Annotated in this window: 18 protein-coding genes and 1 pseudogene; 13 read left to right on the plus strand and 6 right to left on the minus strand. The window is 58.2% G+C overall.

Annotated elements, in window-relative coordinates; translation table 11 throughout:
• Window positions 1-102: 102 nt before the first annotated feature.
• Window positions 103-246: pseudogene (locus BK658_RS02005) on the minus strand (GNAT family N-acetyltransferase); the annotation flags it as partial.
• Window positions 247-509: 263 nt separating this feature from the next.
• Between BK658_RS02005 and pdxR the strand changes: the two are divergent.
• The 4 genes from pdxR to BK658_RS02025 all read left to right on the plus strand — a co-directional run bounded on the left by pdxR (window position 510) and on the right by BK658_RS02025 (window position 4208).
• Window positions 510-1943, plus strand: coding sequence for a MocR-like pyridoxine biosynthesis transcription factor PdxR (gene pdxR, locus BK658_RS02010; RefSeq protein WP_123580715.1), 1434 nt, complete (start codon window positions 510-512; stop codon window positions 1941-1943).
• Between the two features lie 124 nt (window positions 1944-2067).
• Entirely contained in the window at window positions 2068-2361 is a 294-nt protein-coding gene (locus BK658_RS02015; RefSeq protein ID WP_019690768.1) for a putative quinol monooxygenase, read from the plus strand.
• Between the two features lie 268 nt (window positions 2362-2629).
• Window positions 2630-3337: an ATPase gene (locus tag BK658_RS02020; RefSeq protein ID WP_123580717.1), complete on the plus strand. Its 708-nt coding sequence runs from the start codon at window positions 2630-2632 to the stop codon at window positions 3335-3337.
• Window positions 3338-3452: 115 nt separating this feature from the next.
• Window positions 3453-4208: a lytic polysaccharide monooxygenase auxiliary activity family 9 protein gene (locus BK658_RS02025; RefSeq protein ID WP_221178584.1), complete on the plus strand. Its 756-nt coding sequence runs from the start codon at window positions 3453-3455 to the stop codon at window positions 4206-4208.
• An 82-nt stretch (window positions 4209-4290) separates the two neighbouring features.
• On the opposite strand, the gene BK658_RS02030 is transcribed toward BK658_RS02025, so the two are convergent.
• Window positions 4291-9192 (minus strand): NAD-glutamate dehydrogenase, encoded by a 4902-nt coding sequence (locus tag BK658_RS02030; RefSeq protein ID WP_123580719.1) that lies wholly within the window; start codon window positions 9190-9192, stop codon window positions 4291-4293.
• A 505-nt stretch (window positions 9193-9697) separates the two neighbouring features.
• Between BK658_RS02030 and BK658_RS02035 the strand changes: the two genes are divergently transcribed.
• Both BK658_RS02035 and BK658_RS02040 read left to right on the plus strand, forming a co-directional pair.
• Complete coding sequence (locus BK658_RS02035) at window positions 9698-10054, plus strand: hypothetical protein (protein WP_123580721.1); 357 nt, start codon at window positions 9698-9700, stop codon at window positions 10052-10054.
• 83 nt (window positions 10055-10137) lie between these two features.
• Window positions 10138-10356 carry a DUF2970 domain-containing protein gene (locus tag BK658_RS02040; RefSeq protein ID WP_123580724.1) on the plus strand — a complete coding sequence of 73 codons (219 nt, stop codon included), beginning with the start codon at window positions 10138-10140 and terminating at the stop codon, window positions 10354-10356.
• A gap of 7 nt (window positions 10357-10363) precedes the next feature.
• Here BK658_RS02040 and BK658_RS02045 read toward each other — a convergent pair whose 3' ends face one another.
• Window positions 10364-11449: an ABC transporter substrate-binding protein gene (locus tag BK658_RS02045; protein WP_123580726.1), complete on the minus strand. Its 1086-nt coding sequence runs from the start codon at window positions 11447-11449 to the stop codon at window positions 10364-10366.
• A gap of 521 nt (window positions 11450-11970) precedes the next feature.
• Between BK658_RS02045 and BK658_RS02050 the strand changes: the two genes are divergently transcribed.
• The gene (locus tag BK658_RS02050) at window positions 11971-13629 is read left to right on the plus strand and encodes a nitrite/sulfite reductase (protein WP_123580728.1); all 1659 of its coding nucleotides are present in this window, start codon (window positions 11971-11973) and stop codon (window positions 13627-13629) included.
• A complete protein-coding gene (locus BK658_RS02055; protein WP_123580730.1) occupies window positions 13613-14107 on the plus strand; it encodes a DUF934 domain-containing protein in 495 nt (164 codons plus the stop codon). The genes BK658_RS02050 and BK658_RS02055 overlap by 17 nt, the downstream gene beginning before the upstream one ends.
• A 78-nt stretch (window positions 14108-14185) precedes the next feature.
• Here BK658_RS02055 and BK658_RS02060 read toward each other — a convergent pair whose 3' ends face one another.
• Both BK658_RS02060 and sohB read right to left on the minus strand, forming a co-directional pair.
• Window positions 14186-18019, minus strand: coding sequence for a dermonecrotic toxin domain-containing protein (locus BK658_RS02060; protein ID WP_123580732.1), 3834 nt, complete (start codon window positions 18017-18019; stop codon window positions 14186-14188).
• Window positions 18020-18222: 203 nt separating this feature from the next.
• Complete coding sequence (gene sohB, locus BK658_RS02065) at window positions 18223-19245, minus strand: protease SohB (RefSeq protein WP_123580734.1); 1023 nt, start codon at window positions 19243-19245, stop codon at window positions 18223-18225.
• Between the two features lie 205 nt (window positions 19246-19450).
• Here sohB and BK658_RS02070 point away from each other — a divergent pair, with 205 nt between their 5' ends.
• From BK658_RS02070 to BK658_RS02080, 3 genes are all read left to right on the plus strand, one after another.
• On the plus strand, window positions 19451-20161 hold the full coding sequence (locus tag BK658_RS02070) for a histidine phosphatase family protein (RefSeq protein ID WP_123580736.1): 711 nt from the start codon (window positions 19451-19453) through the stop codon (window positions 20159-20161).
• Between the two features lie 50 nt (window positions 20162-20211).
• A complete protein-coding gene (locus BK658_RS02075) occupies window positions 20212-20526 on the plus strand; it encodes an SCP2 sterol-binding domain-containing protein (RefSeq protein WP_019690779.1) in 315 nt (104 codons plus the stop codon).
• A gap of 306 nt (window positions 20527-20832) precedes the next feature.
• Entirely contained in the window at window positions 20833-22680 is a 1848-nt protein-coding gene (locus BK658_RS02080) for an amidohydrolase (RefSeq protein WP_185019766.1), read from the plus strand.
• A 51-nt stretch (window positions 22681-22731) separates the two neighbouring features.
• Here BK658_RS02080 and BK658_RS02085 read toward each other — a convergent pair whose 3' ends face one another.
• Window positions 22732-23706 carry a zeta toxin family protein gene (locus tag BK658_RS02085; protein ID WP_123580739.1) on the minus strand — a complete coding sequence of 325 codons (975 nt, stop codon included), beginning with the start codon at window positions 23704-23706 and terminating at the stop codon, window positions 22732-22734.
• Between the two features lie 528 nt (window positions 23707-24234).
• On the opposite strand from BK658_RS02085, the gene BK658_RS02090 reads away from it, so the two are divergent.
• Both BK658_RS02090 and BK658_RS02095 read left to right on the plus strand, forming a co-directional pair.
• A complete protein-coding gene (locus tag BK658_RS02090) occupies window positions 24235-24609 on the plus strand; it encodes a DUF6124 family protein (protein ID WP_123580741.1) in 375 nt (124 codons plus the stop codon).
• A 342-nt stretch (window positions 24610-24951) separates the two neighbouring features.
• Window positions 24952-26670 (plus strand): hydrogenase maturation protein, encoded by a 1719-nt coding sequence (locus tag BK658_RS02095; protein WP_123580744.1) that lies wholly within the window; start codon window positions 24952-24954, stop codon window positions 26668-26670.
• Window positions 26671-26783: the final 113 nt, after the last annotated feature.

Consider the following 26783-nt stretch of genomic DNA (forward strand, 5'->3'; position numbering starts at 1 on the left):
GACATTGTAGGCCGCATTCAGCCATCAACAGGAGCGTATTGGTCCCGGATGCCGCCGAACGGCATGCGCAAGCAGCGGTGGCGTTCGCCCTGGGCCGCTGACTCAGCGCGCCTTGAGCAGACGGCGCAAGCGCGCCATGCTCAGGGCATCAACCAGCACGCCATCGCGCACTGCATACTCGCGAAACAAGCCTTCTGTGTCGAAACCAAACTTGCGATACAGCCCGATCGCCGCTTCGTTATCCGCAGTAAAGCGCGGTGATGCCCTCGATATGGGCTTCGCTCATACGCTCAATGCTGATAACAGGATCGATGGCTGACATGCTGATTCCTCCTTGAAAGTGACATGGCCATCGAGTCTAAACGGATCATCACCAGGATGACGACAGCCATAGCGCGACGAGGCGCGAATATGGATGCGCTGCAACTTCTTCCCGACACCGCAATACGGATAATCTGATGTCACACACGTCAACTCGAAACACCAACTGGCGCAGGAGCCTCGCGGGTATGGAACTTCATGTTGTGATCAACGGCCGCAAGGACCTCGCAGGTCAGCTGTATCAGCAACTGCGCAGCGCCATCGAGTCGGGTCGCCTGGCCGCCGGGACACAGCTACCGCCGAGCCGCTTGCTCGCCGAACAATTGGGTATCTCACGCAAGACCATTTCCGATACCTACGCGCAGTTGACCTACGAGAACTTCCTCACCGGCAGGATCGGCAAAGGCACCTACGTCAATGCCCGTCCCTCGACTATCGTCCGCAAACAGAGCCACTCCGAACTGGCGAGCGCCGACACTCTCGAGCGTTGGCGCAACATGCCGTCGTTCTTGCGCCACCCGACTCTGGAAGGCTCGCTGCGTTACGAGTTCATTGGCGGCGCCACCAGCAAGGGCCAGTTTCCTCAGGACGACTGGCGCCGCTGCACCGCCCATGCGCTGCGACAGATTGCCGGTTCCAAGGGCTTTTACAGCCAGCCGGAAGGCCTGCCGGCGCTGCGCAACGCAATCGCCCGGCATATCGCCTTTTCTCGCGGGGTCAATTGCCAGGACGACGACGTGGTGGTGTGCAACGGCGCGCAACAAGCACTGGACCTGATCTCCCGCGTACTGACCGAGCCCGGCAGCCTCGTGGCCATGGAAGATCCCGGCTACCCGCCGGCACGCCTGTTGTTCGCCTCTCACGGCGCCGAAGTGGTCGGGGTGCCGGTGGATGAGCAAGGCATTCAAGTCGAGCTGATTCCCGATGGAACCCGGCTGATCTATGTCACGCCCTCTCACCAGTTCCCGCTCGGCATGCCGATGAGCCAGGCACGGCGCGAAGCCTTGCTGGCAAGGGCCCATGAGCTGGGCGCGATCATTATCGAGGACGACTACGACAGTGAGTTCCGCTACGCGGGCCGGCCCACCGACTCCCTGCAAAGCATGGATGAGCGCGGGATCGTCGCCTATGTCGGGACTTTTTCGAAAACCCTGCTGCCGGAGTTGCGCCTGGGTTACGCGATTCTGCCGCCGGCCATTCTCGACGCAGTGATCCGCGCCAAGCAACTGACCGACCTGCACACCTCGACCCTGCCGCAATGGGCACTGGCCAAGTTCATCGCCGAAGGCTGTCTGCTAAAGCACATCCGCCGCTGCCATGCAGTCTATGCCGGGCGGCGCGAGCGAATCCTCGCACGCGTTGCCGGGGACCTTTCGCCCTGGCTCGAAGCGGTGCCAACCACTGCCGGCTTTCACATGGCCTTGCTGTGCAAGGTCGAGGTGGATATCCCGTTGGTCATTACACTGGCTAAAAAACTCGACGTCGGCCTGTATAGCCTGAACGGCTTTTACTATCAGCAACCTCCAAGGGCCGGGCTGTTCATGGGCTTCGGCGCCATCGAAACCCTGGACATCGATGTAGCCCTGGACCGTTTGCGCGATATTCTCCAGCAAGTCTGTTGAGGTCTATTGGTATGGCGCTTTTACTGCCAATTGGCTGTTGGCCGCGACCAGACACAGGCCTATCCTGCACATGCGTTACCCACCTTGAGCGAGCCTCGTCTGGCTTGATACAGGAGCGTGTGCGATGCCCAACGAAATAATCAATACGGTCCAGGTACAGGCCGCCGCTGGCCGCTCGGATGAGCTGGGCAAGCAATTGCAGAAGATCGTCGAAACATTGCGTGAGCTCCCAGGCTGCGATTCCTACATGGTCGACCGCTGCCCGGAGGACGACAATCGATGGACGGTCAGTGCCCGCTGGCAGTCCGAAACCGCCATGCAATCACACTTCTACTGCCCGCAAGTTCAAGGCTTCATCAGCCTGATCGACAGCCGACTGGCCAGCAGCGTCGACTTCAACAGTTTTCCCATCGTTTAACGCGTCAATACGACGAACTACTGACGCTATTGAAAAACTAATACCCGCGCTTCCAGCCATAAGTAACAGGGCCTGAACTCTATACTCGGGCCCTGTTTATTTCCTTAGGAAATCAACTACGCACTTTTAAACCCCTAATAAATCAGCGCTCCGACCAGTGGAACTATTGGCTATTTAATTTCCAGCCAACAGGTTTAGTCTGGAACGACGTCGACACTGTTCGACCCGTTAAACTTCCCGACTGAATGTGTTTCACTGGAGACACACCATGAAAATAGTCCTGGTCACCAGCATCAGCCTCACCGCCTTATTAACCGGTTGTTCGGTGCCCACCGCGCCAGAAGAACAAGCTGCTCTGAGCAATTACTTCACTGCACCGGTCATGCACTCCAGCGCCACCCATATCACCAGCGGTCCGAACGTATCACTGGGCATTGTCTACAGTCAGAACACCCAGAACAGCCGTGCCTACCTCAAGGACTACCAAGCCAACGCTGGCACCGGTTTCGGCCAGAGCCTGCTGGTGCAGCCGATCCACGACGCCTATGTTTCCACCTCCCAACCAGACATGGCGGTGAATTGGGTCAAGGCCTCCCTGCAACGGCAGTTCGGCTCGGTGACGGTTTACCCGGACATGCAAAGTCTTAAAGCCGCAAAACCGGATGTCGTGGCGGTCATCGACACCCATAGCCAGCTCATCACCTCGCGCAGTTCCGATGTACAGGCCGACGTCACGGCGCACTTCTATGACGCCAGCCTCAATTACATCGGAACCGCCCAAGGTCACGAGGCAAGAAGCCTGAGCCCGGTGTGGGCCGACTTCAAACCCACCAAAGAGATCGTTGCCGACATCAATGAGCAGCAGACTATTCAAGTTCGTGCGTTGCAAAAGTTTGACCAGTCACTCAGTAATTTACTGACCAAGTCGTCAGATAAACTTTCGTTATCGAGTGAGGGGTTGCGAACCATTAAATAACCCCCTTCCAGGCCTGAAAACACAGTAAAACCGTATTGTCTACTGTCAACTCTGACAGTAGACAGTGATTGATCCTTCCTTCTCTAATCCACCTCAACAGACAGGAAATGGGCCAATGGCCTTTCGTCCAGTCTTTGGTGGTTTCATTGAATGGAGTGTCAATGCGATGGCTTCACAATACGGACAACTCTCTCAGAATGATCTAAAACAACTCTCTTCGAACGAGGTAAACGAACTCATTGATAGTTTGCTAGTCGAGCTAGCAGACAGAAAAGAGCCTCTGCCCAGGCATGGCAGGATCTCCAATCCACAATCCCGTGCACAGTTCCTCTATGAGGAGGGCAAACTGGATTTCGGTCAAGTCAATGAGTGTGAGGGTGGAAAAGGGTTTCCCGGACTGCTGGGTAATTTGCCGGACCCGGATGCTCCAGATGACGTCTACAACCGCCCACCTCCCGCTGATGGGCTGATTGCAAGTGGCGGACATACGGCGGATGCTCGCGCCCTGCTCAACGCAACCGGCTCTCACTGGAAAAAACACAATGTCAGGCCGGGTCCGTTTAATGTCATCTGGGAATACAGGCAGGTCCACAAAACCCGTCGATGGTCATATTGGATCACCAAAGTTGGCTGGAACCCTGATGAGCCACTGGCAAGAAAGCATTTCGAAGACGAACCGGTCGAGGTATTCCTGAACACATTCCGACCGTATTACGCCCCTGGATCCGACGTTTTGTACCCACGACCCATTCACCAACACACGATGACACTGCCTGACCGCAAGGGGTACCACGTCCTTCTCGCCGTTTGGGACGTGGCCAATACAGCAGCCGCTTTTTATCAAGTGATTGACCTGGACTTCATCTCCTGACCGACAATGCTCACCGCACTCGACAAAGCAAAAAAAAACCCCGTCTCTCTCGAGACGGGGCTTTTTATTCAGCGCCTGATGATCAGGCAGCCGGCTCCAGTTCAGCGATTGCAGTGGCCATGACAGGCACCACCGCTTGACCGCTCAACGCCAGGTCCAGCAGTTCACGGTTGGCGACCGCGTACATGGCGTAGTCGGTGCCGCTGGCGGCACGGATGTCCACCAGCATGGCGCGCCAGCGCTCGACCATGTTCTGGTTCTGGTCCATCCACAAGGCCAGACGCGTTTCCACGTCCTGCTTGCCATCGCCCATTTGCAGGACCGAGATGGTGATCGCCCGTTGCTGCCAGTCGATGTCATCGCGGAACGCTTCACGGGCCAGCGCTTGCCAGTTGTTTTCCACCGGCAGAGCGCTGATCTGTTGCAGGTACCAGGTCAGGTCCAGCGCGCTGCCCACGGCGAAGTAGGCCTTGGCCACGTCCGCTGCATTCTGGCCAGTCACGTCCGCTGCCTCGATGATTGGCAACAAGGTGTACAGGTGACTGGTGCCTGCAACCATGCGCGCCAGCAACTCGGGTACGCCAGCTGCGACGTAAGCCTGATAGCGGGTCTGCCAGCCTTCGCGGGTCGGGCCTTCCAGCAGTTCGTCGAGCTTGAGGCCCAGCGCTGCCAGATGTGGACCGAAATGCGCAACGTCTCGCGCTGCGTTCTGCTCGTTGCGACGGCTGCGCAGGAACCAGCGAGTGGCACGGCGGCCCAGACGCATCAGCTCATCCATCAGCTCCAGTTGCACGTCGGCCGAAACCTGGTAATCCAGCGCCTCGATCTGACGGAACCAATGCGGGAGATGGAAGATGTCACGCACGATCACATAGGCGCCAGCCACGTTCGCCGGGCTCATGCCGGTCGACTCTTTGAGTCGCTGAACGAAGGTGATGCCCATGTGGTTGACCAGGTCGTTGGCGATCTGGGTGCTGACGATCTCACGCTTCAGACGGTGACGACGCATGGCCTCGGAGAACTTGCTGACCAGCATCGGCGGGAAAGCGGTTTCCATGTCGCGGGTCAGGTAGTCGTCGTCCGGCACCAGCGAGTTGAGCAACTGCTCCTTGAGGTCGATCTTGCTGTAGGAGATCAATACCGACAGCTCGGCACGGGTCAGGCCCTGGCCTGCCGCAACGCGCTCGTTCAGTTGATCTTCCGTTGGCAGGAACTCGATGGCACGGTCCAGCTTGCCACGGCCTTCCAGGTCGTTCATCAGACGCTTGTACTCGGCAATCCGCACGTAGGCACGACGGGCTGCCAGGGACAGAGCCTGGGTCTGCTTGTAGTTGTTGCCGAGGACCAGACCGCCGACTTCATCAGTCATGCTGCCGAGCAACTGGTTACGTTGCTTCTCGGTCATGTCGCCAGCCTGCACCACTTCGTTGAGCAGGATCTTGATGTTCACTTCGTGGTCGGAGCAGTCCACGCCACCGGCGTTGTCAATGAAGTCGGTGTTCGAGCCGCCGCCATTGAGACCGAATTCGACACGACCCAGTTGGGTCATACCGAGGTTACCGCCCTCGCCCACGACTTTGCAGCGCAGTTCGTTGCCATTCACGCGCAGTGCATCGTTGGCCTTGTCGCCGACATCGGCGTGGCTTTCGCTGCTGGCTTTGACGTACGTACCGATACCGCCGTTCCACAGCAGATCCACTGGCGCCTTGAGCAAGGCGTTCAGCAGTTCGGTCGGGGTCAGCTTGTCGGCCTGAATGTCGAAGCGCTCTTTCATCTGCGGGGAAATCGCGATGCTCTTCGCGCTACGGGAGAAGATCCCGCCGCCTTCAGACATGATGCTGGTGTCGTAATCCGACCACGCCGAACGCGGCAGGTCGAACAGACGCTGACGCTCAGCGAAGCTATTGGCTGGCTGTGGATTCGGGTCGACGAAAATGTGCAGGTGGTTGAACGCTGCGACCAGTTGCAGCTTGTCGGACATCAACAAACCGTTACCGAACACGTCACCGGCCATGTCGCCGACACCCACGACAGTGATGCTGTCTTCCTGGACGTTGATGCCGCGCTCGCGGAAGTGACGTTGTACGCCAACCCACGCGCCTTTGGCGGTGATGCCCATTTTCTTGTGGTCGTAACCGGCCGAGCCGCCCGACGCGAAGGCGTCACCGAGCCAGAAGCCGTAGTCGATCGCAATACCGTTGGCGATGTCGGAGAAGGTCGCAGTGCCCTTGTCCGCTGCCACCACCAGGTACGGGTCATCGTCGTCATGACGCACGACGTTGGCCGGCGGTACCAGCGCGCCGTCTTTCAGGTTGTCGGTGATGTCCAACAGACCGGAAATGAAGATGCGGTAGCAGGCGATGCCTTCTGCTGCGATCTCATCACGGCTGCCACCCAGCGGCAGGCGACGCGGCAGGAAGCCACCTTTGGCGCCCACTGGCACGATGACCGAGTTCTTCACTTGCTGGGCTTTTACCAGGCCCAGGACTTCGGTACGGAAGTCTTCTTCACGGTCGGACCAGCGCAGACCACCACGAGCCACGTTGCCGAAGCGCAGGTGCACGCCTTCAACGCGTGGCGAGTAAACGAAGATTTCGAACTTCGGTACTGGCTTCGGCAGCTCTGGAATAGCGTGCGGGTTGAACTTGAAGCTGAAGTAGGACTTGTTCTGACCGTTGGCATCGGTCTGATAGAAGTTGGTCCGCAGAGTAGCCTTGATCAGGTCCAGGTAGCGACGCAGGATGCGGTCTTCGTTCAACACTTGAACGTCGTCCAGAGCGCTCAGAATCGCTTGCTCCAGGCGCAGTTGCTTGTCGTCGAGGTCGTCGCTGGTCAGCTTGCGTGCCAGGTAGAAACGGGTCTTGAACAACCGGGTCAATTCGCGAGCGATGTCGGTGTGGTTGTTCAGGGTGCTGGCGATGTAGCCCAGGTCGAAGCCCAGACGGATCTGCTTCAGGTAACGGGCGTAAGCACGCAGCAGCGCCACGTCGCGCCATGGCAGGCCGGCGGTCAGTACCAGACGGTTGAACGCATCGTTTTCGGCGTCGCCGCGAACGATGTGGACGAACGCGTCCTGCAGGGTGTCGTTGAGCTGCTGGATATCGAGTTCCAGGCCTTCAGCGGCGGTGAACGCGAAGTCGTGAATCCAGAACTCGCGACCGTTGCTGTGACGCAGGCGATACGGGAACTCGCCCAGCACGCGCAGGCCGAGGTTTTCCAGAATTGGCAAGACGTCGGACAAGGCCAGCGGGGTATCGGCGTGGTACAGCTTGCAGTGCAGCTCGCGCTGACCGGACACCTGACCCAGCGGCTGATAGAAGCTCATGACCAGTGGATTTTTTTCGCTCAGGCTCAGCAGGTGCTGCATGTCAACCACAGCCGAATGCGCGGCGAAACGCTCGCGGTAGCCGGCCGGGAAGCCTTTCGGGAAGTCGGACAGCACATTGGTGCCCTGGGCTTCGCCGAAGCTTTCCACGACCAGGCTTGCGTAGTCGTCCTGCCAGCTGCGGCAGGCCTGAACCACTTCTTTTTCCAGCAGCAGCGGATCGATGTCCAGACGGTTCTTCGGGTCGACCCGCAGAATCAGTTGTACACGGGCCAGCACGGACTCGGAGAAGAAGGTCCAGAATTCGCAATCGCTGGCTTTCAGGCGATCCATCAGCACTTGCTGGATCTTCTGACGCACTTCGGTGGAATAGATGTCGCGTGGCACATAGGCCAGGCAGTAGCAGAAGCGACCGTACGGGTCTTTGCGCAGGAACACGCGAATCTTGTTGCGTTCCTGGATCTGCACGATCGACATCACGGTGCTGAACAGCTCGTCGACCGGAGTCTGGAACAGATCGTCACGCGGCAGTACTTCGAGTACCTGGGCCAGTTCCTTGCCCAGGTGCGCCTTGGACTGGAAGCCGGAACGCTGTTCGATGACGTCGACCTTGCGACGGATGTACGGAATGACCCGCACGCTTTCGCCATACACCGACGAGGTGTACAGGCCCATGAAACGGCATTCCTTGATGACTTTGCCATTGGCATCGATCTGGCGGATCGACACGTAGTCAGGGTAAGCCGGACGGTGCACACGGCTTGGGTGCGCAGCCTTGGCAAACGACAGCGGCGTCGGTTCGCGCAGGTAGTTCACGGCGTAGTCTTCGATACGCAGGTCTTCGGCGGTCAGGCCAGCGCGCAGCAATCGGGTCAGGCCCAGGAACGAGTTCTGGTCATACTCGATATGGCCGCCATCCTTGTCGTCGCGAACCACGAACTCTTCGTAACCCAGGAACGTGAAGTGATTACCCACCAGCCACTCGAGGAAGCCCTTGATCTCGCTCTTTTCTTCAGCATCGACGGCAAATTTGCTCTTGTCGATGCCTTCGATCAGTTCCTGGACCTTGGCTTTCATAGGTTCGAAATCGGCGACCGCAACGCGGACTTCACCGAGAACCTGCTCCAGCTCCTTGCTCAATACATTGAGTTCGGCGGTATGGGCGCAACGATCGATCTCAAGGTACATCAGCGATTCTTGCTGAATGCCCTCGCCCTGGGTGCCTTTAGGCAGGATTTCCAGCAGCTCGCCCTTGGCGCCGCGACGTACGCTCAGCACCGTGGTTTGCAAGGTATGGATGCTGTAGCCGCGACGGTTCAGTTCGGTGCGCACCGAGTCCACGAGAAATGGCAGGTCGTGGTGCAGCACTTCGACCGCAGTGTGGGTCGACTGCCAGCCGTGACGTTCGTAATCCGGGTTGTAAACACGCACTTGTGGTTGCGCGTGATCAAAGCGCTCAAGCAGGCGCCAGGCAGAAAGGGTGCAGCCGGCGAGGTCGGACAACCGGCGCTGGGTCAGCTCATCGAGGGAAATAATGCCAAAGAATTGTTCAGCGAACAGCGCCACTTGTGGCAGTGCCTGTTCACTGATGTGCTGCGCCAGTGCCGCTTGCAGTTGTTGCTGGAAGTCGGCTTTGCTGGCTGCGGTGAAGAACGCCATCTGTGGTACTCCGCTTGGGCTTGTTATTGATGGAAGCGTCGCGTGCAAAACCCCTGTCGGGGCGATCCGTCACCCTGTTCCTGAATCTCGGGCAGAGGTTAACAGGGTGACAGGTGGGTGAAGCTGGACGAGACACTCAGGTCACATTCACCTTCCAATGAATGGGCATCTGTAAAAACGACTACCGGGTAGACAAGCAATGTCTTTAGAGGTGCCCATTGGTTGCGCAGCTTATCGGGTGCGACAACCTGCCTGCTTGCGATGCTGCGACATATTCGGTCATCGGCACGTAACTCATCGGCAGCGCATCGAATAACACTAGCAGCCGCGTGAAAAAAAGACGGTTTTATGCCCGGATTTACGGCACCTGCGTACCAGAAATGACCGACAACCCCTCCGGTGTTCACAACACACTTTTTGACACACAGCCGAGCAGAAATTCCCTCGGGCTGGCAGAATCGGATTTTGTTGTCTTTATAACGCTCGTTGAGCCAGGAATCACCCCATGCAACTGACCACCGCCCACCTGATCACCAACCCGTGCGATGACGAAGAAGACAACATGGCCATGCTCTGCTGCCACAGTAATCAGGGCGAGATGTTTCTGATGACTCGCTACCCGGACGAAGATGAACTGGAGATCACCCTTGATGGTGAACCGTCGACCCTCGATGGTGTGAAAGTCACCCTCAGCCCTACCCGCCTGCTGATCGAAATAGCCGCCGCTGACGCCGATGCGCTGAATGGCGACGATCACCTGGAAATCCACCACAGCACCGCGCCGGAGGATCTGGCTGAAGTGGAAGAAACGTTGCAGAACATTCTCAAGGGCACGGGCACTTATGTGAGCCAGCTGACCTGACCCGCGATGGTGGTCTGACGACCGCCACGTCCCCCGGGAAGATTGACTATGCTTGCCTCATACACTCCAGTGACGAGGGATTTATGGACGATCCAGTCGACAACAAACCACCCAGCTTCTGGCAAATGCTGCACAGCGTGCTGGCGGCGGCGTTTGGCGTGCAGAGCGGGAAGAACCGCGCACGCGACTTCACGCACGGCAAGCCCAGTCATTTCGTGGTGCTCGGCATTTTATTCACGGCGGTCTTTGCACTGACGCTGTTCGGCATCGTGAAACTGGTCCTGCATCTCGCCGGGGTTTAGCCCACCCTCAGTGCATGAGGGTTTGCAGGCTGAACGGGTAGCGATAACTCAGAGGACGATCCTTGGCCGACAGGCTGCGGAAGTTCACACCGTAGTTCTGCGTGGCTCCCATGGCCAACAGTTGCCTGGCCTGCTCCCGATCAATCAACTGCAACAACGGGATCTGCCGATCACGGCCGCCATAGCGTTCGACATGAACGCCCTGATCATAGTCATGCAACTGCACCAGCGCCCAGCCGCCCAGACTGAAGTGCCCGCCCAGCAATACGCTAAGACGACCATCCAGCAGCGCCTGCAAGGCCGACGGCGAGGTATTGACGGCGCTGAACAGCGCGCCCTTGCCCGGTGTGCCGCCCGCTTCTTCATAGGCCTGCATCGCGCCGAACGCCATTTCATCGTTGGCCGTCCAGATCAGCGACGTCTTCGGATAGCGTTTGAACAGCAACGTCGCCTGCTCATGGACGCGCTGACGGTTCCACCCGCCGTACACCAGTTGCTGCAAATGCACTTCGGGGTGCTCGCGCAATGCCCGCATCAAGCCCTTTTCACGCAACTGCGAGGCCGGCGTGATTTTCAAACCGGCAAACGCCAGCAATTCAAGTTTCTGGCCGGGGGCGACCGGAGGATGCAGGCGGATCAACTCCTTGAGCATCAGGTAACCGCCCTCCTCATCGTTAGGCACCAGGCTACCGAGCAAATTGGGGTATTTTTCCTGGCGATTGCCGAGCAACGCCAGTTGATCGGCGTTTAGCGCGCTATTGACGATAAACAGCTTCACACCGCTGCCCTCGGACAACCGCAGAATTTCCGGCGCAACATATTGCTCGTTGGCGAACACCAGATAATCCGGACGTTTTGGCCCTTGCAGGGCTTCCCGGGCCTGTTTGATCGTGGTTTCAGGCACGCGTTCGGAATACCGTATCTGCAGGTCCATGCCCAGATCCCGAGCGGCGGCCTGCATGAATTGCGAATAGCTGAGCCAAAAGGTTTCCGTAGAAGTGCCAGGGCTCAGGAACAGCACCGACGCCGCTTGCGTACCCGACCCATAGGCCGAGCAAACCGATAGCAATACCCCACAGAGAAACTTGAACATTGAATATCCGAGCCCCGGCAATTAGCCGCGCATTATAGCCAGCGAAGTGCTGGCAAATCGCGATTAATCGACGTTTTGTCCGACAATCGTCAGAACAGGACCCGGACACGCTTACCTATTGATGGCTGACCCAGAACACCGCAGTGCCCACTACCAGGATGATCAGAAACAGAATGGCCCATGCATCGACGGTGCTATCGCTTTTCCGTGCTTTGGTTGGGTTGCTCATTGCATCGCCTCTTGTCGGTTTTATCGGTGATTGCAGAAAGACTCGAGCACAGTTAAGTCGAGGATTGCCCGTACCACAAATGTGGGTAAGACAATAACCAGTCTCATTAGTCGATTTGGTTCTTTACATATACTCAAACATCACTTTTGCGCATAAACGCAAACTGGTATCTTGCCTCGGCTCCGTGGGGAGTGCGCGGCCGTGCGCGCAGAATTGCCAAGGCAGTATCGGAATCAAGCGAGCGGAAAACGCAGCTGTTCCTGATTGGCCCAAGCCTGAGAACAGGACCTATATGTACGTATACGACGAGTACGATCAGCGGATCATCGAGGACCGCGTCAAGCAGTTCCGTGATCAGACCCGACGCTATCTGGCAGGCGAGCTGAGCGAAGAAGAATTCCGCCCCCTGCGCCTGCAAAATGGCCTTTACATCCAGCGCTTCGCTCCGATGCTGCGGGTTGCCGTGCCTTATGGCCAACTGACTTCGCGCCAGACGCGAATGATGGCCAAGATTGCCCGCGACTACGACAAGGGCTATGCCCACATCAGTACCCGGCAGAACGTCCAGTTCAACTGGCCGGCACTGGAAGACATCCCGGACATCCTGGCTGAGCTTGCGACCGTGCAGATGCACGCTATCCAGACCAGCGGCAACTGCCTGCGCAACGTCACCACCGATCAGTTCGCCGGTGTCGCTGCCGACGAGTTGATCGATCCGCGTCCGTGGTGCGAAATCGTCCGTCAGTGGACCACTTTCCACCCGGAATTCGCCTACCTGCCGCGCAAGTTCAAGATCGCCATCAACGGTTCGACCTCGGACCGTGCAGCCATTGAAGTCCATGACATCGGCCTTGAGCCGGTGCACAACGCCGCAGGCGAACTGGGTTTCCGCGTGCTGGTCGGTGGTGGTCTCGGCCGAACGCCTGTCGTTGGCGCGTTCATTAATGAATTCCTGCCGTGGCAAGACCTGTTGAGCTACCTCGACGCCATTCTGCGTGTGTACAACCGCTATGGTCGTCGCGACAACAAGTACAAGGCGCGGATCAAGATTCTGGTCAAGGCCCTGACGCCTGAAGTCTTCGCTCAAAAAGTCGACGCGGAAATGGAATACCTTCGCGGTGGCCAGACCACGCTGACCGAAGCCGAAGTGCATCGCGTCGCCAAGCACTTCGTCGATCCGGACTACAAAGCCCTGAACGATCAGACGGCAGAACTGGCTGAACTCGACAAGCAATACCCGGGCTTTGCTCGCTGGCGCACCCGCAACACCCTGGCTCACAAGAAGCCGGGGTATGTCGCCGTGACCCTGTCGCTCAAGCCGACCGGTGTTGCTCCGGGCGACCTGACCGACAAGCAGCTCGATGGCGTTGCCGATCTGGCCGACCGCTACAGTTTTGGCCAACTGCGCACCTCCCACGAGCAGAACATCATTCTGGCTGACGTCGAGCAGAGCCAACTGTTCACCCTGTGGGGTGAATTGCGCGAGCAAGGTTTCGCTACGCCGAACATCGGCCTGCTGACCGACATCATCTGCTGCCCGGGTGGCGACTTCTGCTCCCTGGCCAACGCCAAGTCGATCCCGATCGCCGAAGCCATCCAGCGCCGTTTCGATGACCTGGACTACCTGTTCGACATCGGCGAACTGGACCTGAACATTTCCGGCTGCATGAACGCCTGTGGTCACCACCACGTCGGTCACATCGGCATCCTCGGAGTGGACAAGAAAGGTGAAGAGTTCTACCAGGTCTCCCTCGGCGGCAGCGCCAGCCGTGACGCCAGCCTGGGCAAGATCCTCGGCCCGTCCTTTGCCCAGGACGACATGCCTGACGTGATCTCGAAGCTGATCGACGTGTACGTGGAACAACGTACCGAAGACGAACGCTTCATCGACACCTATCAACGTATCGGCATCGACCTCTTCAAGGAACGCGTCTATGCAGCGAATCATTAAGAACAACGAGGTCATCGACGAAACCTGGCACTTGATGCCCAAGGACTCGACCCTCGACGGCATCTCCAACTGCGACGACCTGATCGTGCCGTTGGCTCTGTGGCGCGATCACGCTCACGCCCTCAAGGCCCGCGATGGCGGTCTGGGCGTGTGGCTGGATGCCGATGAAGAAGCCGAGGAAATCGGTGACGACGTCGATCAGTTCCAGGTCATTGCCTTGAACTTCCCGGCCTTCACCGACGGGCGCAACTACTCCAACGCGCGCCTGCTGCGTGACCGCTACGGCTACAAGGGCGAACTGCGGGCGATCGGCGATGTGCTGCGCGACCAGTTGTTCTACCTGCACCGCTGCGGTTTCGACGCGTATGCATTGCGCGCCGACAAGGACCCGTACGAAGCCCTTGAAAGCCTCAAGGACTTCTCGGTGACCTACCAGGCCGCCACCGACGAACCGCTGCCGCTGTTCCGTCGCCGCTGACCGACAAAAAAACCTTGAGCCCGGCGTATATGCCGGGACTCAAGGTTTTTCATATTGGCTACAGAGTCCCCGATCCACCTACAGAGCTTGAAAAGCCTCGCCATCGAGACTGGCTATTTTCACAGGCGGTTCCTTGAATAACGTGATTCTGTCTTCCAGTCGTACAAAACTGGCAAACGGGTCATCCCCATCGAAGCCCGACCATTCCATGCCCTCGAAAAGGTGTTGGCAAAGCTCCTGCGAAGCATCCATCTCCTCAACCATCCGCCACACTCGCTGCTGCAAAGGTGCGTAGTCCACCAGGAAATCAGCCGTGCGCGTCAGCGCTGCCAGGGTGTCGAAGAAACGGCCATTCCCCCCTTTTGCAAAAATACGCTCCCAGCGTGCAGTCTGTTGTGCCGCTTGCTCAGGGAGAAGCCCGGTCAACCAGGCGTTTGGCCTGGCAACACCGCGTATCCCCGCCCCCATCCATAAATTGATCCCCATCTGTTTTCGATGGGCCACTATCCATTGCAGACTGTCTACGTCGGTTAACGGATTGCCTGAAAGCAAGACGTTGCCCTCGACCACCGACTGCTTTCGAACCGACTCAGGCACTCGGGCAATCTGGTTATCACGCAGATCCAGCCGCTCCAGACCAGGAAAATCGAGAGTAAAAACCGGGCAAGACCGAAGCTCTGCCCTCCTCAACTTGAGTTGACGCAATTCGGACATCTCAAACACTGGCGGCGGGAGACCGAGTGGGTTTTCGCTAAGATCGAGCTCCTGCAGTCGGGTGAGCCCGGCGAGCTGGCCTACGGTTCCCTCCGTCAGGACCAGCCGGGTCGCTTTCAAATTCAAGACCTCAAGCCGAGACAGCTGGCCGATGGCAGGCGGTAATCGACCAACCTCTATGCCATTGCGATCAAAGAGACGTAGATCAACGCCCTGCATATTCAACGTACGAAGATTGGGGAAACACTCAAGAAATCCATTAAGGCTGCTGCGCTGCGTTAACGTGAAATTCGGCATGGTGAGAGAGACCACGTCGTTCAACTTTACATTGAGCTGCGGGAGGTAGTGCATCTGCTCGAAGTCCATGTCCAGATGAAAGCCGATGAACTGCCCATCCCGATAAACCCTGCTGTCTGGCCCGCTACGCTTTTGCCAAATGGCGATCAGGTCCTCGGCCAGCTCATATCGGGTATCACGTTCAATATCCATCCATTCGTCTATGCGCGCGTCGTTCTCTGCCTCAATCTCGGCGTCGCTCAATCCCTGGGCCTCCGCATCACCCGCGAGCAAAATCTCGATATCCATGTCTTCGATATTATCGGTTATGTCTTCGACCCAACTCGTGATATCGACACGTAGTTGCTCCGCCTGCAACCTCAGCCGATAAAGATCGGCCTGAGCCTGGGCGCCTGCATTCAACAGAAACTCATCCGCTTGCTCGGTGGTAAAAGCAGGATAAATCTCTTTAACCTGAGCCCTCATCATCTCCGTGGACAATTCACCGAACTGCGCGGTGCTCGGGAATCCACCACCTCGCAAACCGAGACGCTGAAAGGTCAACCCGGTGTCCATCCTGCGCAACCCGAGCATCAATTCGGAGCGCGGCAGGGCGTTCTCCCGAATTTTGAGCTGCAAGTCCTGCCATTCATGGCCTGGACGCAAACCGAGGGCTGCACGTTGTTCTTGCGGCAAAAGCCCGAGAGGCGACTGGTCAAAGTCAGCCGTACCGACCTGCCCATAGAGCGTCTCGACTCGAGTCGCACGCGACCAGCCCGGCAGCCGTTCCAGCGTCTGCAAAACGAGCACATCGCTGTCGGCGTTTTTGACTGACTTCAGATAAAGCCCCTCATAGGCGCGGCACAGGCGTACATGCTGCTCGTACTGGTGCGCCTTGCCACTCAACTGCCCCAATACTCGCTTGGTGTCAGCCAGTGTGTGGGGCGCGGCAATGTCCACTCCCGACCTGTCGAGCATTTGCTCCACCGCACTTTTCGGCAAACCCGGGTATTGATCCCGAAACAACCTGATCCAGTCATTATCCGAATGCTGCAGCGCGTCATAGCGCTGCCTGAACTGTTCGACTCGTGTGTTCTTTAGCTGCTCGGCCTGCACCGAGCCTTCGGGGAACGCGTCAATGGCGCGCTGCAGATCCTGATCGAGCATAAAACGACTGATGGTATCCGCCAGCATCGGAGGCGGTGGCCGCTGCCCGGTGTGCATCAGGCGTAAGACATCATCGTCCACCGGGCTGACATGAGCTATTTGGACCAGAACCTCATCGCTGAATGACTGGACACTCGGCCCAATACCTCGCATCAGCTGCGCCCGTTCAGCGCCAACGGCGGAAGGTGCAACATTTCCGGCCACCAGCGAGGACTCGCCGGACAAGGGTTCATCCATAAACGCGGGGGCAGGACCGGGTTCAGACCCGATGCCGACGGCATGCTCTTCGGCCTTGATGGCTGCCCCTTCCGCGGCCAGTGGCAAGGCATTGAGCAAACCGAATACGGTACGCGTGACACCTGCCGAGCGCTCTTCAGAGGTCTTGCCATCAACCGCCTGAGCCAATCCATAACCGGCATCGATCAGTCCGGCCAGCGCCAACAAACCTTCGCCACCCGGAACGAACAACGCTAAGGGACCAAATTTGTTGATCCATTGCACAATGGGCTCGACCACTGCACTCAAATCATCCCGATTGACCTGGGCATCGTCTCGAATCGTTTCAATACTGGCGTGGGCCGCTTGCTTCATCACCAACACCCACTGCGCGAAGGGATCGGTTGGAGACGTCGCGGCCTCGAAGTGAATGTAATCGGCAGGATCCCAGTAACCATCATCGTTGAAAAAACCATGGCCTTTCTTCAAATGATGTTGTTCGGGGTAAATCGCCATGCCGTCCAATGCGGTCGACACGCCCGCATGGAACGTGCCGTCCTGCCGGTCATCTTCGGAAAAATGCGCTGCCAGAGCGTCCTTCCTGGCATCGTCCCCGCCCACCTCGGCCACCCAATTGTGCAACGCCTGTTGATCGGAAAACTCGTGGAACGGAGAAGAGTTACTCGGGACATAAAGCAAAATCCGCTCACTGGTTTTCTCCCGAAAGCTCCAGATATCGCTCGATACATAACGGTAAATGACCAGACGCGCAGCCTCTATGGAAGACTCGATGGTCGCCCAGGCCTGCAATTGCTCAACCGTCAGCTGTTCCCATGTTTGCTGCGGCTCAAACCCGGCAGCCCGCAGCGCCAGTTTGAGTCCGTCCTCGCTCAGGCTGTTTTCCTGGTGCTGCAAATACGCCGCCATGACAAAGGCCGTCTTGACCGAAGTACGCAACGGATAGCCTTGCGGTGCGTGACAGACCTCATCGGAAGGCCACGCAGCGTGCACATAAGCGCTGTATTTGTCCTTGAACTCCAGCTCCCACACCCACCTCTTGAAGTCCGCCGGCTGCAGCTTCAGCTGAGTGCTCGGGCCGTAGTGTTGAGGGACGGTTTGACGGTAGATGCCCTCATAGTCCAGGAACCCACCGTCTGGCTTGATAGACTCATCGATCTCGACGATTTGGACTTCCGGGCCCACGGCAGGAGGTGTGTACAGGCCGAATGCCGTTTCCCCGAAGCGACCCGCGCCTACGGTCTGATAGTTGGACAGTAAGGCCTGTACCAGGCTTTGTGATTTTCTGACCCGGCCTTGCTGCACGTCCTGTTGCGCAGGGTAGCCATAGAAACTGTAATTCAGATCGACCAGGCACGCGGTCAATGGCGCTGTCCCCCAACGTTCCTCGATCAGCTTCGCGGCATATTGGGTCGGGGTCGAGGGCAATACGGCGTCCAGTGCAAGGCTCGACAGTGGTTGTTTTTTCTGAGCAGATAACCGGCTGGTGACAGGCTGGTGTTGACTCTCTAGCGCCATCATTTGCAATCCTTTGCAGTTGATTCGGGAGCTAAGAGCTTATGCATCGCCTACCGCAAAAAAAGCAGGAAATGTCTTCAATCCGATGGGAAAACGCGACGGCCTCAAAAGATCTGAAATGAGGAAGGTAAACACCCGCGACTGAACCTGTAGAGCGCCGAGCATTGCACTCGACGCTGCGATAACAGTGGCTACTCCTGTGTTTCTTACCAAAAGCGCTGCTGGGTGAGACGGCTCCACCACGTCAACAAAACCCGATCAATCGAACCACTGGCCGCCAGGCCGACGCGTTCTTGCAGGCTCTTGCGTTCGGCATAATGCAGGTGAAACAGCTCTGCGCCCTTGGCCCGTTCGGCAAGGTATTCATCGCTGGTTTTCAGCTCATCGACCAGTCGTTTTTCCAGTGCGGCAACACCCAGCCAGACTTCACCGGTGGCCACTTCGTTGATGGCCAGTTGCGGCCGGTAGCGTGAGACGAAGTTCTTGAACAGTTCGTGAGTCACATCCAGGTCTTCCTGGAACTTCTCCCGGCCCTTCTCGGTGTTTTCGCCAAACACTGTCAGCGTGCGCTTGTACTCACCCGCCGTCAGGACTTCAAAGTCGATGTCGTGCTTTTTCAGCAGGCGATTGACGTTAGGCAACTGCGCCACCACCCCGATCGAACCCAGAATGGCAAACGGCGCGCTGATGATCTTCTCGCCGATGCACGCCATCATGTAACCGCCGCTGGCCGCGACCTTGTCGATGCACACGGTCAATGGCACACCGGCCTGACGAATGCGCGCCAGTTGCGAGGACGCCAGACCGTAGCTGTGAACCATGCCTCCGCCGCTTTCCAGACGTAGCACGACTTCGTCCTTTGGCGTGGCCAGGGACAACAGCGCGGTGATTTCGTGGCGCAGGCTTTCAGTCGCCGAAGCCCTGATGTCGCCATCGAAATCCAGCACGAACACCCGGGGTTTGGCTTCCGGCTTTTTCTTCTGTTTTTTCTCGGACTTGGCTTCGGATTTACGCAAGGCCTTGAGCTGGTCCTTATCGAGCAGTGTCTGCTCCAGGCGCTCACGCAGTTCCTTGTAGAAATCATTGAGTTTATTGACCTGCAACTGGCCCGTGAACTTGCGCCGGCCTTTGCTGCGCAACGCCGCAAAGCTGGCCAGGACCACCAGAATGGCGATCACCAGGGTAACGGTTTTAGCCAGAAAACTTGCGTACTCGGCAAGAAAATCCACATTGACTCCTTAACGACAGTGCGCCGCAGAACACGCGGACGCGTATACCTTCAGCATACCCATGCGGCCGCGTTGCGACCAGTCGTGAAACCTTCTGTGACAGGCCTCCAACGAGCATTTCAAACAAGCGTATGTTTTTTCATTGACAGCTCATCGGCATCCTCATAACCTCGCCAAACCTTCAACGTACCGGGATGACGCGGACGTGGGCAGCATCTATTTGATTCGACATGGCCAGGCCTCCTTCGGCGCAGACGATTACGACGTGCTGTCGCCGACTGGTATTCGTCAGGCAGAAGTGCTCGGCAGTCACCTGGCTGAACTGGGGTTGAGTTTCGATCGCTGCCTGTCGGGCGACCTGCGTCGCCAGCAACATACTGCCAGCAGCGCCCTGGCACAATTCGGCGCTGTCGGCCTGCCGGTGCCACCGCTGGAAATCGATTCGGCCTTCAACGAGTTCGACGCCGACGCGGTGATTCGCGCGCTGATTCCAGACCTGCTGCCCGAAGAACCCGAAGCCCTGAATATTCTGCGCAATGCCGCGCATAATCGCGGCGAGTTTCAGCGAATCTTTGCCTTGATCATCGAGCGTTGGCTGGCCGGCACTTACAACCCACCGGGGCTGGAAAGCTGGCCAGACTTCGTCGAGCGGGTCCAGGCCGGTTTGCAGCGTATTCTCGAACAGGCCGACAACACCCAGAAAATCGCCGTATTCACGTCCGGCGGGACCATCACTGCCCTGCTCCACCTGATTACTCAAATGCCCGCCAGGCAGGCCTTTGAACTGAATTGGCAAATCGTTAACACCTCGCTCAACCAACTGAAGTTCCGTGGTCGCGAGGTGACACTGGCTTCCTTCAACAGTCATGCACATTTGCAACTGCTGAAGGCCCCGGAACTCATCACTTTCCGTTGAGTCCGGATCACTGTGACCCTTGCTGTAACACTTCATAAAAGGATCGAACCATGACCTCCGTAGCTGACGCCGTACAAGCCATGAAAGCCAAGTTCAACCCAGCCGCTGCTGCCGGTCTGGACCTGGTTTTCGGTTTCCGCATCGACGACACCAAGAACTTCTCGCTGATCGTTAAAGACAGCACTTGCGAGCTGAAAGAAGGCGAAAATCCGGACGCTCAAGTGACTCTGGTCATGGACGGCGAAACCCTGGAAGGCATCGTCGACGGTTCGACCGACGGCATGCAAGCGTTCATGGGCGGCAAACTGCGCGCTGAAGGCGACATGATGCTGGCCATGAAACTGTCCGAGCTGTTCCCAAGCTAAGACGACGGCTCCCGCCCTCGGGAGCCCTCTGGCTGCCTGCGAATCCCGCCTTTATGGCGGGATTCGTCGTTTCTGCCGGTCGTAAATATGCCCGCCCGACACATCGACTGCGAATTTGCCGTCTATATTCTTTGCTGGCCGTATGAGTTACGTATCCGACTGCCCGCTCGACCGAATACTGCGGAGAACGGCGCCATGAGCCCACCTGATGAACGCGACGACTTCAACCACCGCCGCGTACTGCAAGGCCTTTCGGAGGGCGCCGTCGGTGCCTGGACCAATCCTCTATTTGCGCAGAGCACCAGCATGACCAACACCCCAGCCGATCTCATCCTGTTCAACGGTCGCATGCACACGGTCGACCGGGATAAACCCCAGGCCAGCGCGGTCGCCATCAAGGACGGGCGGTTTATTGCCGTCGGCAATGATACCGACGTCATGCCCCTGCGCGGCGCCAGCACGCAAGTCATCGACCTGCAAAAACGCACGGTGATCCCAGGTCTCAACGACTCGCACCTGCACCTGATCCGTGGTGGCCTGAACTTCAACCTCGAACTGCGCTGGGAAGGCGTGCCGTCATTGGCCGACGCCTTGCGCCTGCTCAAGGACCAGGCTCATCGCACACCGGCACCGCAATGGGTGCGCGTGGTCGGTGGCTGGACCGAGTTCCAGTTCGCCGAAAAGCGCCTGCCGACGATTGAAGAGTTGAACAAGGCTGCACCTGACACCCCGGTGTTTGTCCTGCACCTGTATGACCGCGCCCTGCTCAACCGCGCGGCGCTGAAAGTGGTTGGCTATGACCGCAATACCCCGAACCCGCCGGGTGGTGAAATCCAGCGCGATGCCAATGGCGACCCCACCGGCATGCTGATCGCCCGTCCGAACGCGATGATTCTGTACTCCACGCTGGCCAAGGGGCCGAAGTTGCCGCTGGAATATCAGGTCAACTCGACCCGACAGTTCATGCGCGAACTCAATCGTCTCGGCGTCACCAGCGCCATCGATGCCGGTGGCGGCTTTCAGAATTACCCAGACGACTATCAGGTCATCCAGCAGTTGGCGAAGGACCAGCAACTGAGCGTGCGCATCGCCTACAACCTGTTCACCCAAAAGCCCAAGGAAGAGCTGACTGACTTCAAGAACTGGACGAGCACCTCGCACTACGGCCAGGGTGACGATTTCCTGCGGCACAACGGTGCTGGCGAAATGCTGGTGTTCTCCGCCGCCGACTTTGAAGACTTCCTCGAACCACGCCCCGATCTGCCGCAAACCATGGAGCAGGAACTGGAACCGGTGGTGCGTCATCTGGTCGAGCAGCGCTGGCCATTCCGCCTGCACGCCACCTACAACGAATCGATCACGCGGATGCTCGACGTGTTCGAAAAGGTCAACCGCGATATCCCGTTCGACGGGTTGCCGTGGTTCTTCGATCACGCCGAAACCATCACCCCGCAGAACATCGAGCGGGTTCGTGCACTGGGCGGCGGCATTGCGATTCAGGATCGCATGGCCTTTCAGGGCGAGTACTTTGTCGACCGTTACGGCGCCAAAGCCGCCGAGCACACCCCGCCGATCCAGCGCATGCTCGCCGAAGGCATCCCGGTCGGTGCCGGCACCGACGCCACGCGGGTTTCCAGCTACAACCCATGGACATCACTCTACTGGCTGGTCAGCGGCCGCACCGTCGGCGGCCTGGAGCTTTATCCGCAAGGCCTGAGCCGCGACACGGCGCTGGAACTCTACACCCATGGCAGCGCCTGGTTCTCCTCCGAGCAAGGCACAAAGGGCCAGATCAAGGTCGGGCAACTGGCCGATCTGGTGGCGTTGTCTGCCGACTACTTCAGCGTCGACGACGAAGCGATCAAATGGATTGAATCGGTGCTGACCGTGGTCGATGGCAAGGTGGTGTACGGCAGCCTCGAATTCGAAAAACTCGGCCCGCCGCGTTTGCCGGTCATGCCCGACTGGTCACCGGTGGTGAACGTGCCGGGGCACTGGAAACCCTTGGCACCGCTCACCGCCCAGATGCATCAATGCGCAGGCACCTGCGCAGTGCATGCCCACAGCCACGAGCGGGCGCGCTTGTCGAACGCACCCGTCAGCGACTTCCAGGGATTCTGGGGCGCGTTTGGCTGTTCGTGTTTTGCGTTTTGACTCAAGGGGTTTGGCAGGAAGCCCGCCGACGGCGGGCTACTTGTCGGTTGATCAGTGATGCAAATGCTTGAACACGTAACCCACCAGGTCGGTGTTGACGAATGCGGGGACCTGCTTATTCAGGCGTAGCACCTCCAACAGCGCGAGTTGGCAATCCCAGACCATTTCCCGTCGGTCACGCCTGAGACTGACCTCGGCGCTGACGATGTGGTTATAGGCTGTGTAACAGGAACGCGAGGTCTTGCCGGGGGCTCGCTCGATGGCGACCGGGTTGTCAGCGACAGCCACTGTCGCCCCCTTATGATTGATCACCGATTGCGCGGCCAACTGACCGAGCGTGTCGCACTGGCTGCGACAGACGACCTTTCGGTTTTTCAGTTCACCGAACCCACGCTCATACAGGGTGATTCGAGATCCGACCTTCTGCACGCAAGCCTCTTCAAAAGCGTTAAGCACTTTCTCGGCATTGCCCAGGCTCGCCTCAAGCTCCGAGAGTTTCAGGAAGCGCTCCAGTTGCTTGTCTTTAAGACTCTTCAGGCCACGGCTGATCGTCGACAAATGGGTGAACTCTTTTTTACAGGCCACCACGTGAACTTCAAACTGATAGCCGGCTGACACGGCCAGCGGCGGGAAGGCAGCGAAGTCTGCCGAGTCCAGCGCCGACTCCATGATGATGCTGTACTTCTCGGCAAAGGCTTTGTTGAAGATCTTCGCGCACACCGCCCGCACAAAGGCCTCGGTGTGCTCATACACGTGCAGCACCCCGTGGGTTTCCATCTGCGAATACTGCGGATGCTTTTTGCGGTACTCAGGTAGATACAGCCTGATGTAATTCGAATAGTTGCCGGTTTTCAGTAGTGAGTCTTCCAGCAACCAGGTTTTCCCCGAGCCCTGGATACCCGCCACGATCAGCATTTTCGGGTTGGAGGTACTGATGACCTTGTCTTTGAACAGACTCGCGCTGATGTCTGAAAACGCCGCGTTTACCTGTTCTTCCGTGTATGAGTATTCATTGCTGTTTGGCACGTTGATTAATTCCCTTTAAGTGGATGTCCGATCTTCTGCCTGAAGATCAGGGGTCACTTTATGCCTTGGCCATCCACGTAAGGCCCTACATAGATAACACCTGCGAGTGCATCGAATCGACCTTGCCAAGGTGTAAAACCGCGCCCGAACGCAGCCTCGCGGGCTCGACAGTTGCTACGGGTGTTTAAGCTTGCCTACGCAGTGCCCATCAGAGGCTACAACGCCTTGCGTCACGGCCTACACCTGCGCCAGAATCCGCCGGCTTGTGCGTATTGGGCCTTGCTCTTATTGTTTCCGTGTCACTGCTCATCAGTGATCGGGTCTGCAAGCCCGCCGGAAATAACCAGTCGCACAGCAACACCATAAGCAAAGGACGATTTTTTGTGTCCGCTTTATGGCGGCTTTGCGCGGGAGACCTTAGGGTCTGCCGGGTTCCTGGTTTCCCGGTCTTGCAGACCCGCGCATAGCTGCCACCCATCATCTGCAAGTGATATTGGCAGCTCCTTTGAAACAATCAGGAGCATCACCATGTTCAAAGCCACACCGAATCCCCCCGAAACCGACCCCGTTTCCCCTTACGCATCCCTCGATTCAAAAGAACTCCACGCCGCCGCGCACCGCGCGCTCGATCATTACCTGGTGCTGCCCGAGACCAAGCAATTGTTAGCCGACCGACGCCCCGGCTGCATTTTTGTCATCGCCCCGGACGTCGACAGCGAAACCTTGCTGGCCCACGCCTGCGAAACCCTCGCCTCGGTGAATGTCATGGCCAGCGATCTGGCGTTCGAACTCGAAGGCCCCAAACGCAATACCGCGCTGGCGATTCAGCAGATGATTTCCCTGGCTGAACTGGCCGTGAATCGCGCACTGGATCATCTCGATCCACCGGATTCACCGGAGTAGAAAGCAACGCCGTGGGGCTCTTGTGGCGAGGGGGCTTGCCCCCGTTGGGTCGCGAAGCGACCCTAAAACCGGTGTCCGCGTTGTATCTGGAAGTTCCCGTTGATCAAGGGAGCGGCTGCTTTGCAACCGAACGGGGGCAAGCCCCCTCGCCACAGGTTCTCGGCCGTGTCTGCGAACAACACAAAACCCGTCGACTTTTCACAAGACGACGGGTTTTGTCGTTTCAGATTGATCTCGATCAGGTTCCCCCCACAGGGCTGCCTCTACCCTTGCGCTTCCATCAAAGGCCAGGGACGGCTCAATGGGAGCCTCCGGCCGCGCATCCTCAGGGAAGAGTCATCCATGCGGTCATTGAAAATCATTTTGTTGTCATCGGCGTTCAACGGTTTGACCCAACGCGCCTGGCTGGACTTGCGCCAATCGGGCTACGATCCCAGTGTGGTGCTGTTCACCGACGAAGCCTCGGTGTGCCGGCAGATCGAGGAATCGGCGGCCGATCTGGTGATCTGCCCGTTTCTCAAGGATCGCGTTCCACAACAACTCTGGAGCAACCCGGATCGACCGGTGGTGATCATTCACCCCGGTATCGTCGGCGACCGCGGCGCCAGTGCGCTGGACTGGGCCATCACCCAGCAGGTCAGCCGCTGGGGCGTTACAGCCTTGCAGGCAGTCGAAGAAATGGACGCCGGGCCGATCTGGTCGACCTACGAATTCAGCATGCCCGCCGATGTCCGCAAATCCGAGCTGTACAACGGCCCGGTGAGTGACGCAGCGATCCATTGCATCCGTGACGTGGTGGAAAAATTCGCCAGCGATTTCGTCCCGACACCCCTCGATTACACGCAACCCAACGTCATCGGACGCCTGAAGCCGAACATGAAACAGGCCGACCGGACCTTCAGTTGGCACGATTGCGCGCAGTTCATCAAACGCACCCTCGATGCCGCCGACGGCCAGCCGGGTGTGCTGGCGAGCCTGGCCGGCGGGCAGTATTACCTGTACGACGCGCACCTGGATTCACGCAGCGGTACGCCGGGGACCATTCTTGCTGTCCAGGACGATGCCGTACTGGTCGCGACCGACGATCACAGTCTGTGGATCGGTTCACTCAAGCGCAAGGCCTTGCCTGGGGAGGAAACCTTCAAGTTACCGGCGCGGCATGTGTTGGCCGGACAACTCGATGCAATACCGGTACTGGACGGATCTATTGCTAACCAACCGTTCAACGAGGCGACCTATCAGCCGATTCGTTATCGGGAGTCGGGCCACGTCGGTGAGCTGACCTTCGAGTTCTACAATGGCGCCATGAGCACCGAACAGTGCCAGCGATTGGTTGCGGCGCTGCAGTGGGCCAAGGCTCGAGACACCCAAGTGCTGCTGATCAAGGGCGGTCGTGGAAGCTTTTCCAACGGCGTTCACCTCAATGTCATTCAGGCAGCCAAGGTGCCGGGGCTGGAAGCCTGGGCCAATATTCAGGCGATCGACGATGTCTGCCAGGAACTGCTGACAGCCCGGCAACTGGTGATCAGCGGCCTGACCGGCGGTGCCGGAGCCGGCGGCGTGATGCTGGCGCTGGCCGCTGACATCGTTTTCGCCCGGGCGGGTGTCGTGCTCAATCCGCATTACAAAACCATGGGCCTGTATGGCTCCGAATACTGGACCTACAGCCTGCCCCGCGCAGTGGGCAGCGAAATCGCGCACAAGCTGACCGAAGAGTGCCTGCCGGTCAGCGCGTTTCAAGCCTGGCAATTGGGGATGATCCAGGAGATTGGTCCGCGCTGCCCGCGCGAGTTCAGCCATTGGCTGTTGCAACAGGCCAGGGGCGCTTTGACCGATGAAAAGTACGCGGCATTACGAGCGCGCAAAGCCAACATGGACCTTCAGCAGATCGAACACTGTCGCGAGGTCGAGTTGGCCCAGATGCAACTGGACATGGTGCACAACCGCCAGCAGTTCGCCGAGAAGTGCCGCAACTTCGTGTTCAAGCGCAAAACCTGCCAGACCCCGCAGCGCTTGATCGCGCCGTGGGCATTGGAGCATGAAGTGACGCTGATCGCTTGATAGGCCACCTGATCGTTCCCACGCTCCCGCGTGGGAATGCAGCCCGTGACGCTCCGCGTCACTGGACGCGGTGCGTCCCTAGAGGCATTCCTTTGCGGCGCGTGGGAACGATC

Source organism: Pseudomonas brassicacearum (assembly GCF_003732175.1).
Lineage (GTDB): Bacteria > Pseudomonadota > Gammaproteobacteria > Pseudomonadales > Pseudomonadaceae > Aquipseudomonas > Aquipseudomonas brassicacearum_G.

Bases quoted from the DNA above. Each gene is read 5' to 3' on its own strand.
- BK658_RS02090 (WP_123580741.1), top strand. From the start codon at position 24,235: ATGTTCAAAGCCACACCGAATCCCCCCGAAACCGACCCCGTTTCCCCT.
- BK658_RS02080 (WP_185019766.1), top strand. From the start codon at position 20,833: ATGACCAACACCCCAGCCGATCTCATCCTGTTCAACGGTCGCATGCAC.
- BK658_RS02050 (WP_123580728.1), top strand. From the start codon at position 11,971: ATGTACGTATACGACGAGTACGATCAGCGGATCATCGAGGACCGCGTC.
- BK658_RS02045 (WP_123580726.1), bottom strand. From the start codon at position 11,449: ATGTTCAAGTTTCTCTGTGGGGTATTGCTATCGGTTTGCTCGGCCTAT.
- BK658_RS02030 (WP_123580719.1), bottom strand. From the start codon at position 9,192: ATGGCGTTCTTCACCGCAGCCAGCAAAGCCGACTTCCAGCAACAACTG.
- BK658_RS02035 (WP_123580721.1), top strand. From the start codon at position 9,698: ATGCAACTGACCACCGCCCACCTGATCACCAACCCGTGCGATGACGAA.
- BK658_RS02095 (WP_123580744.1), top strand. From the start codon at position 24,952: ATGCGGTCATTGAAAATCATTTTGTTGTCATCGGCGTTCAACGGTTTG.
- BK658_RS02025 (WP_221178584.1), top strand. From the start codon at position 3,453: ATGGCCTTTCGTCCAGTCTTTGGTGGTTTCATTGAATGGAGTGTCAAT.
- BK658_RS02060 (WP_123580732.1), bottom strand. From the start codon at position 18,019: ATGATGGCGCTAGAGAGTCAACACCAGCCTGTCACCAGCCGGTTATCT.
- pdxR (WP_123580715.1), top strand. From the start codon at position 510: ATGGAACTTCATGTTGTGATCAACGGCCGCAAGGACCTCGCAGGTCAG.
- BK658_RS02040 (WP_123580724.1), top strand. From the start codon at position 10,138: ATGGACGATCCAGTCGACAACAAACCACCCAGCTTCTGGCAAATGCTG.
- BK658_RS02075 (WP_019690779.1), top strand. From the start codon at position 20,212: ATGACCTCCGTAGCTGACGCCGTACAAGCCATGAAAGCCAAGTTCAAC.
- BK658_RS02020 (WP_123580717.1), top strand. From the start codon at position 2,630: ATGAAAATAGTCCTGGTCACCAGCATCAGCCTCACCGCCTTATTAACC.
- BK658_RS02055 (WP_123580730.1), top strand. From the start codon at position 13,613: ATGCAGCGAATCATTAAGAACAACGAGGTCATCGACGAAACCTGGCAC.
- BK658_RS02015 (WP_019690768.1), top strand. From the start codon at position 2,068: ATGCCCAACGAAATAATCAATACGGTCCAGGTACAGGCCGCCGCTGGC.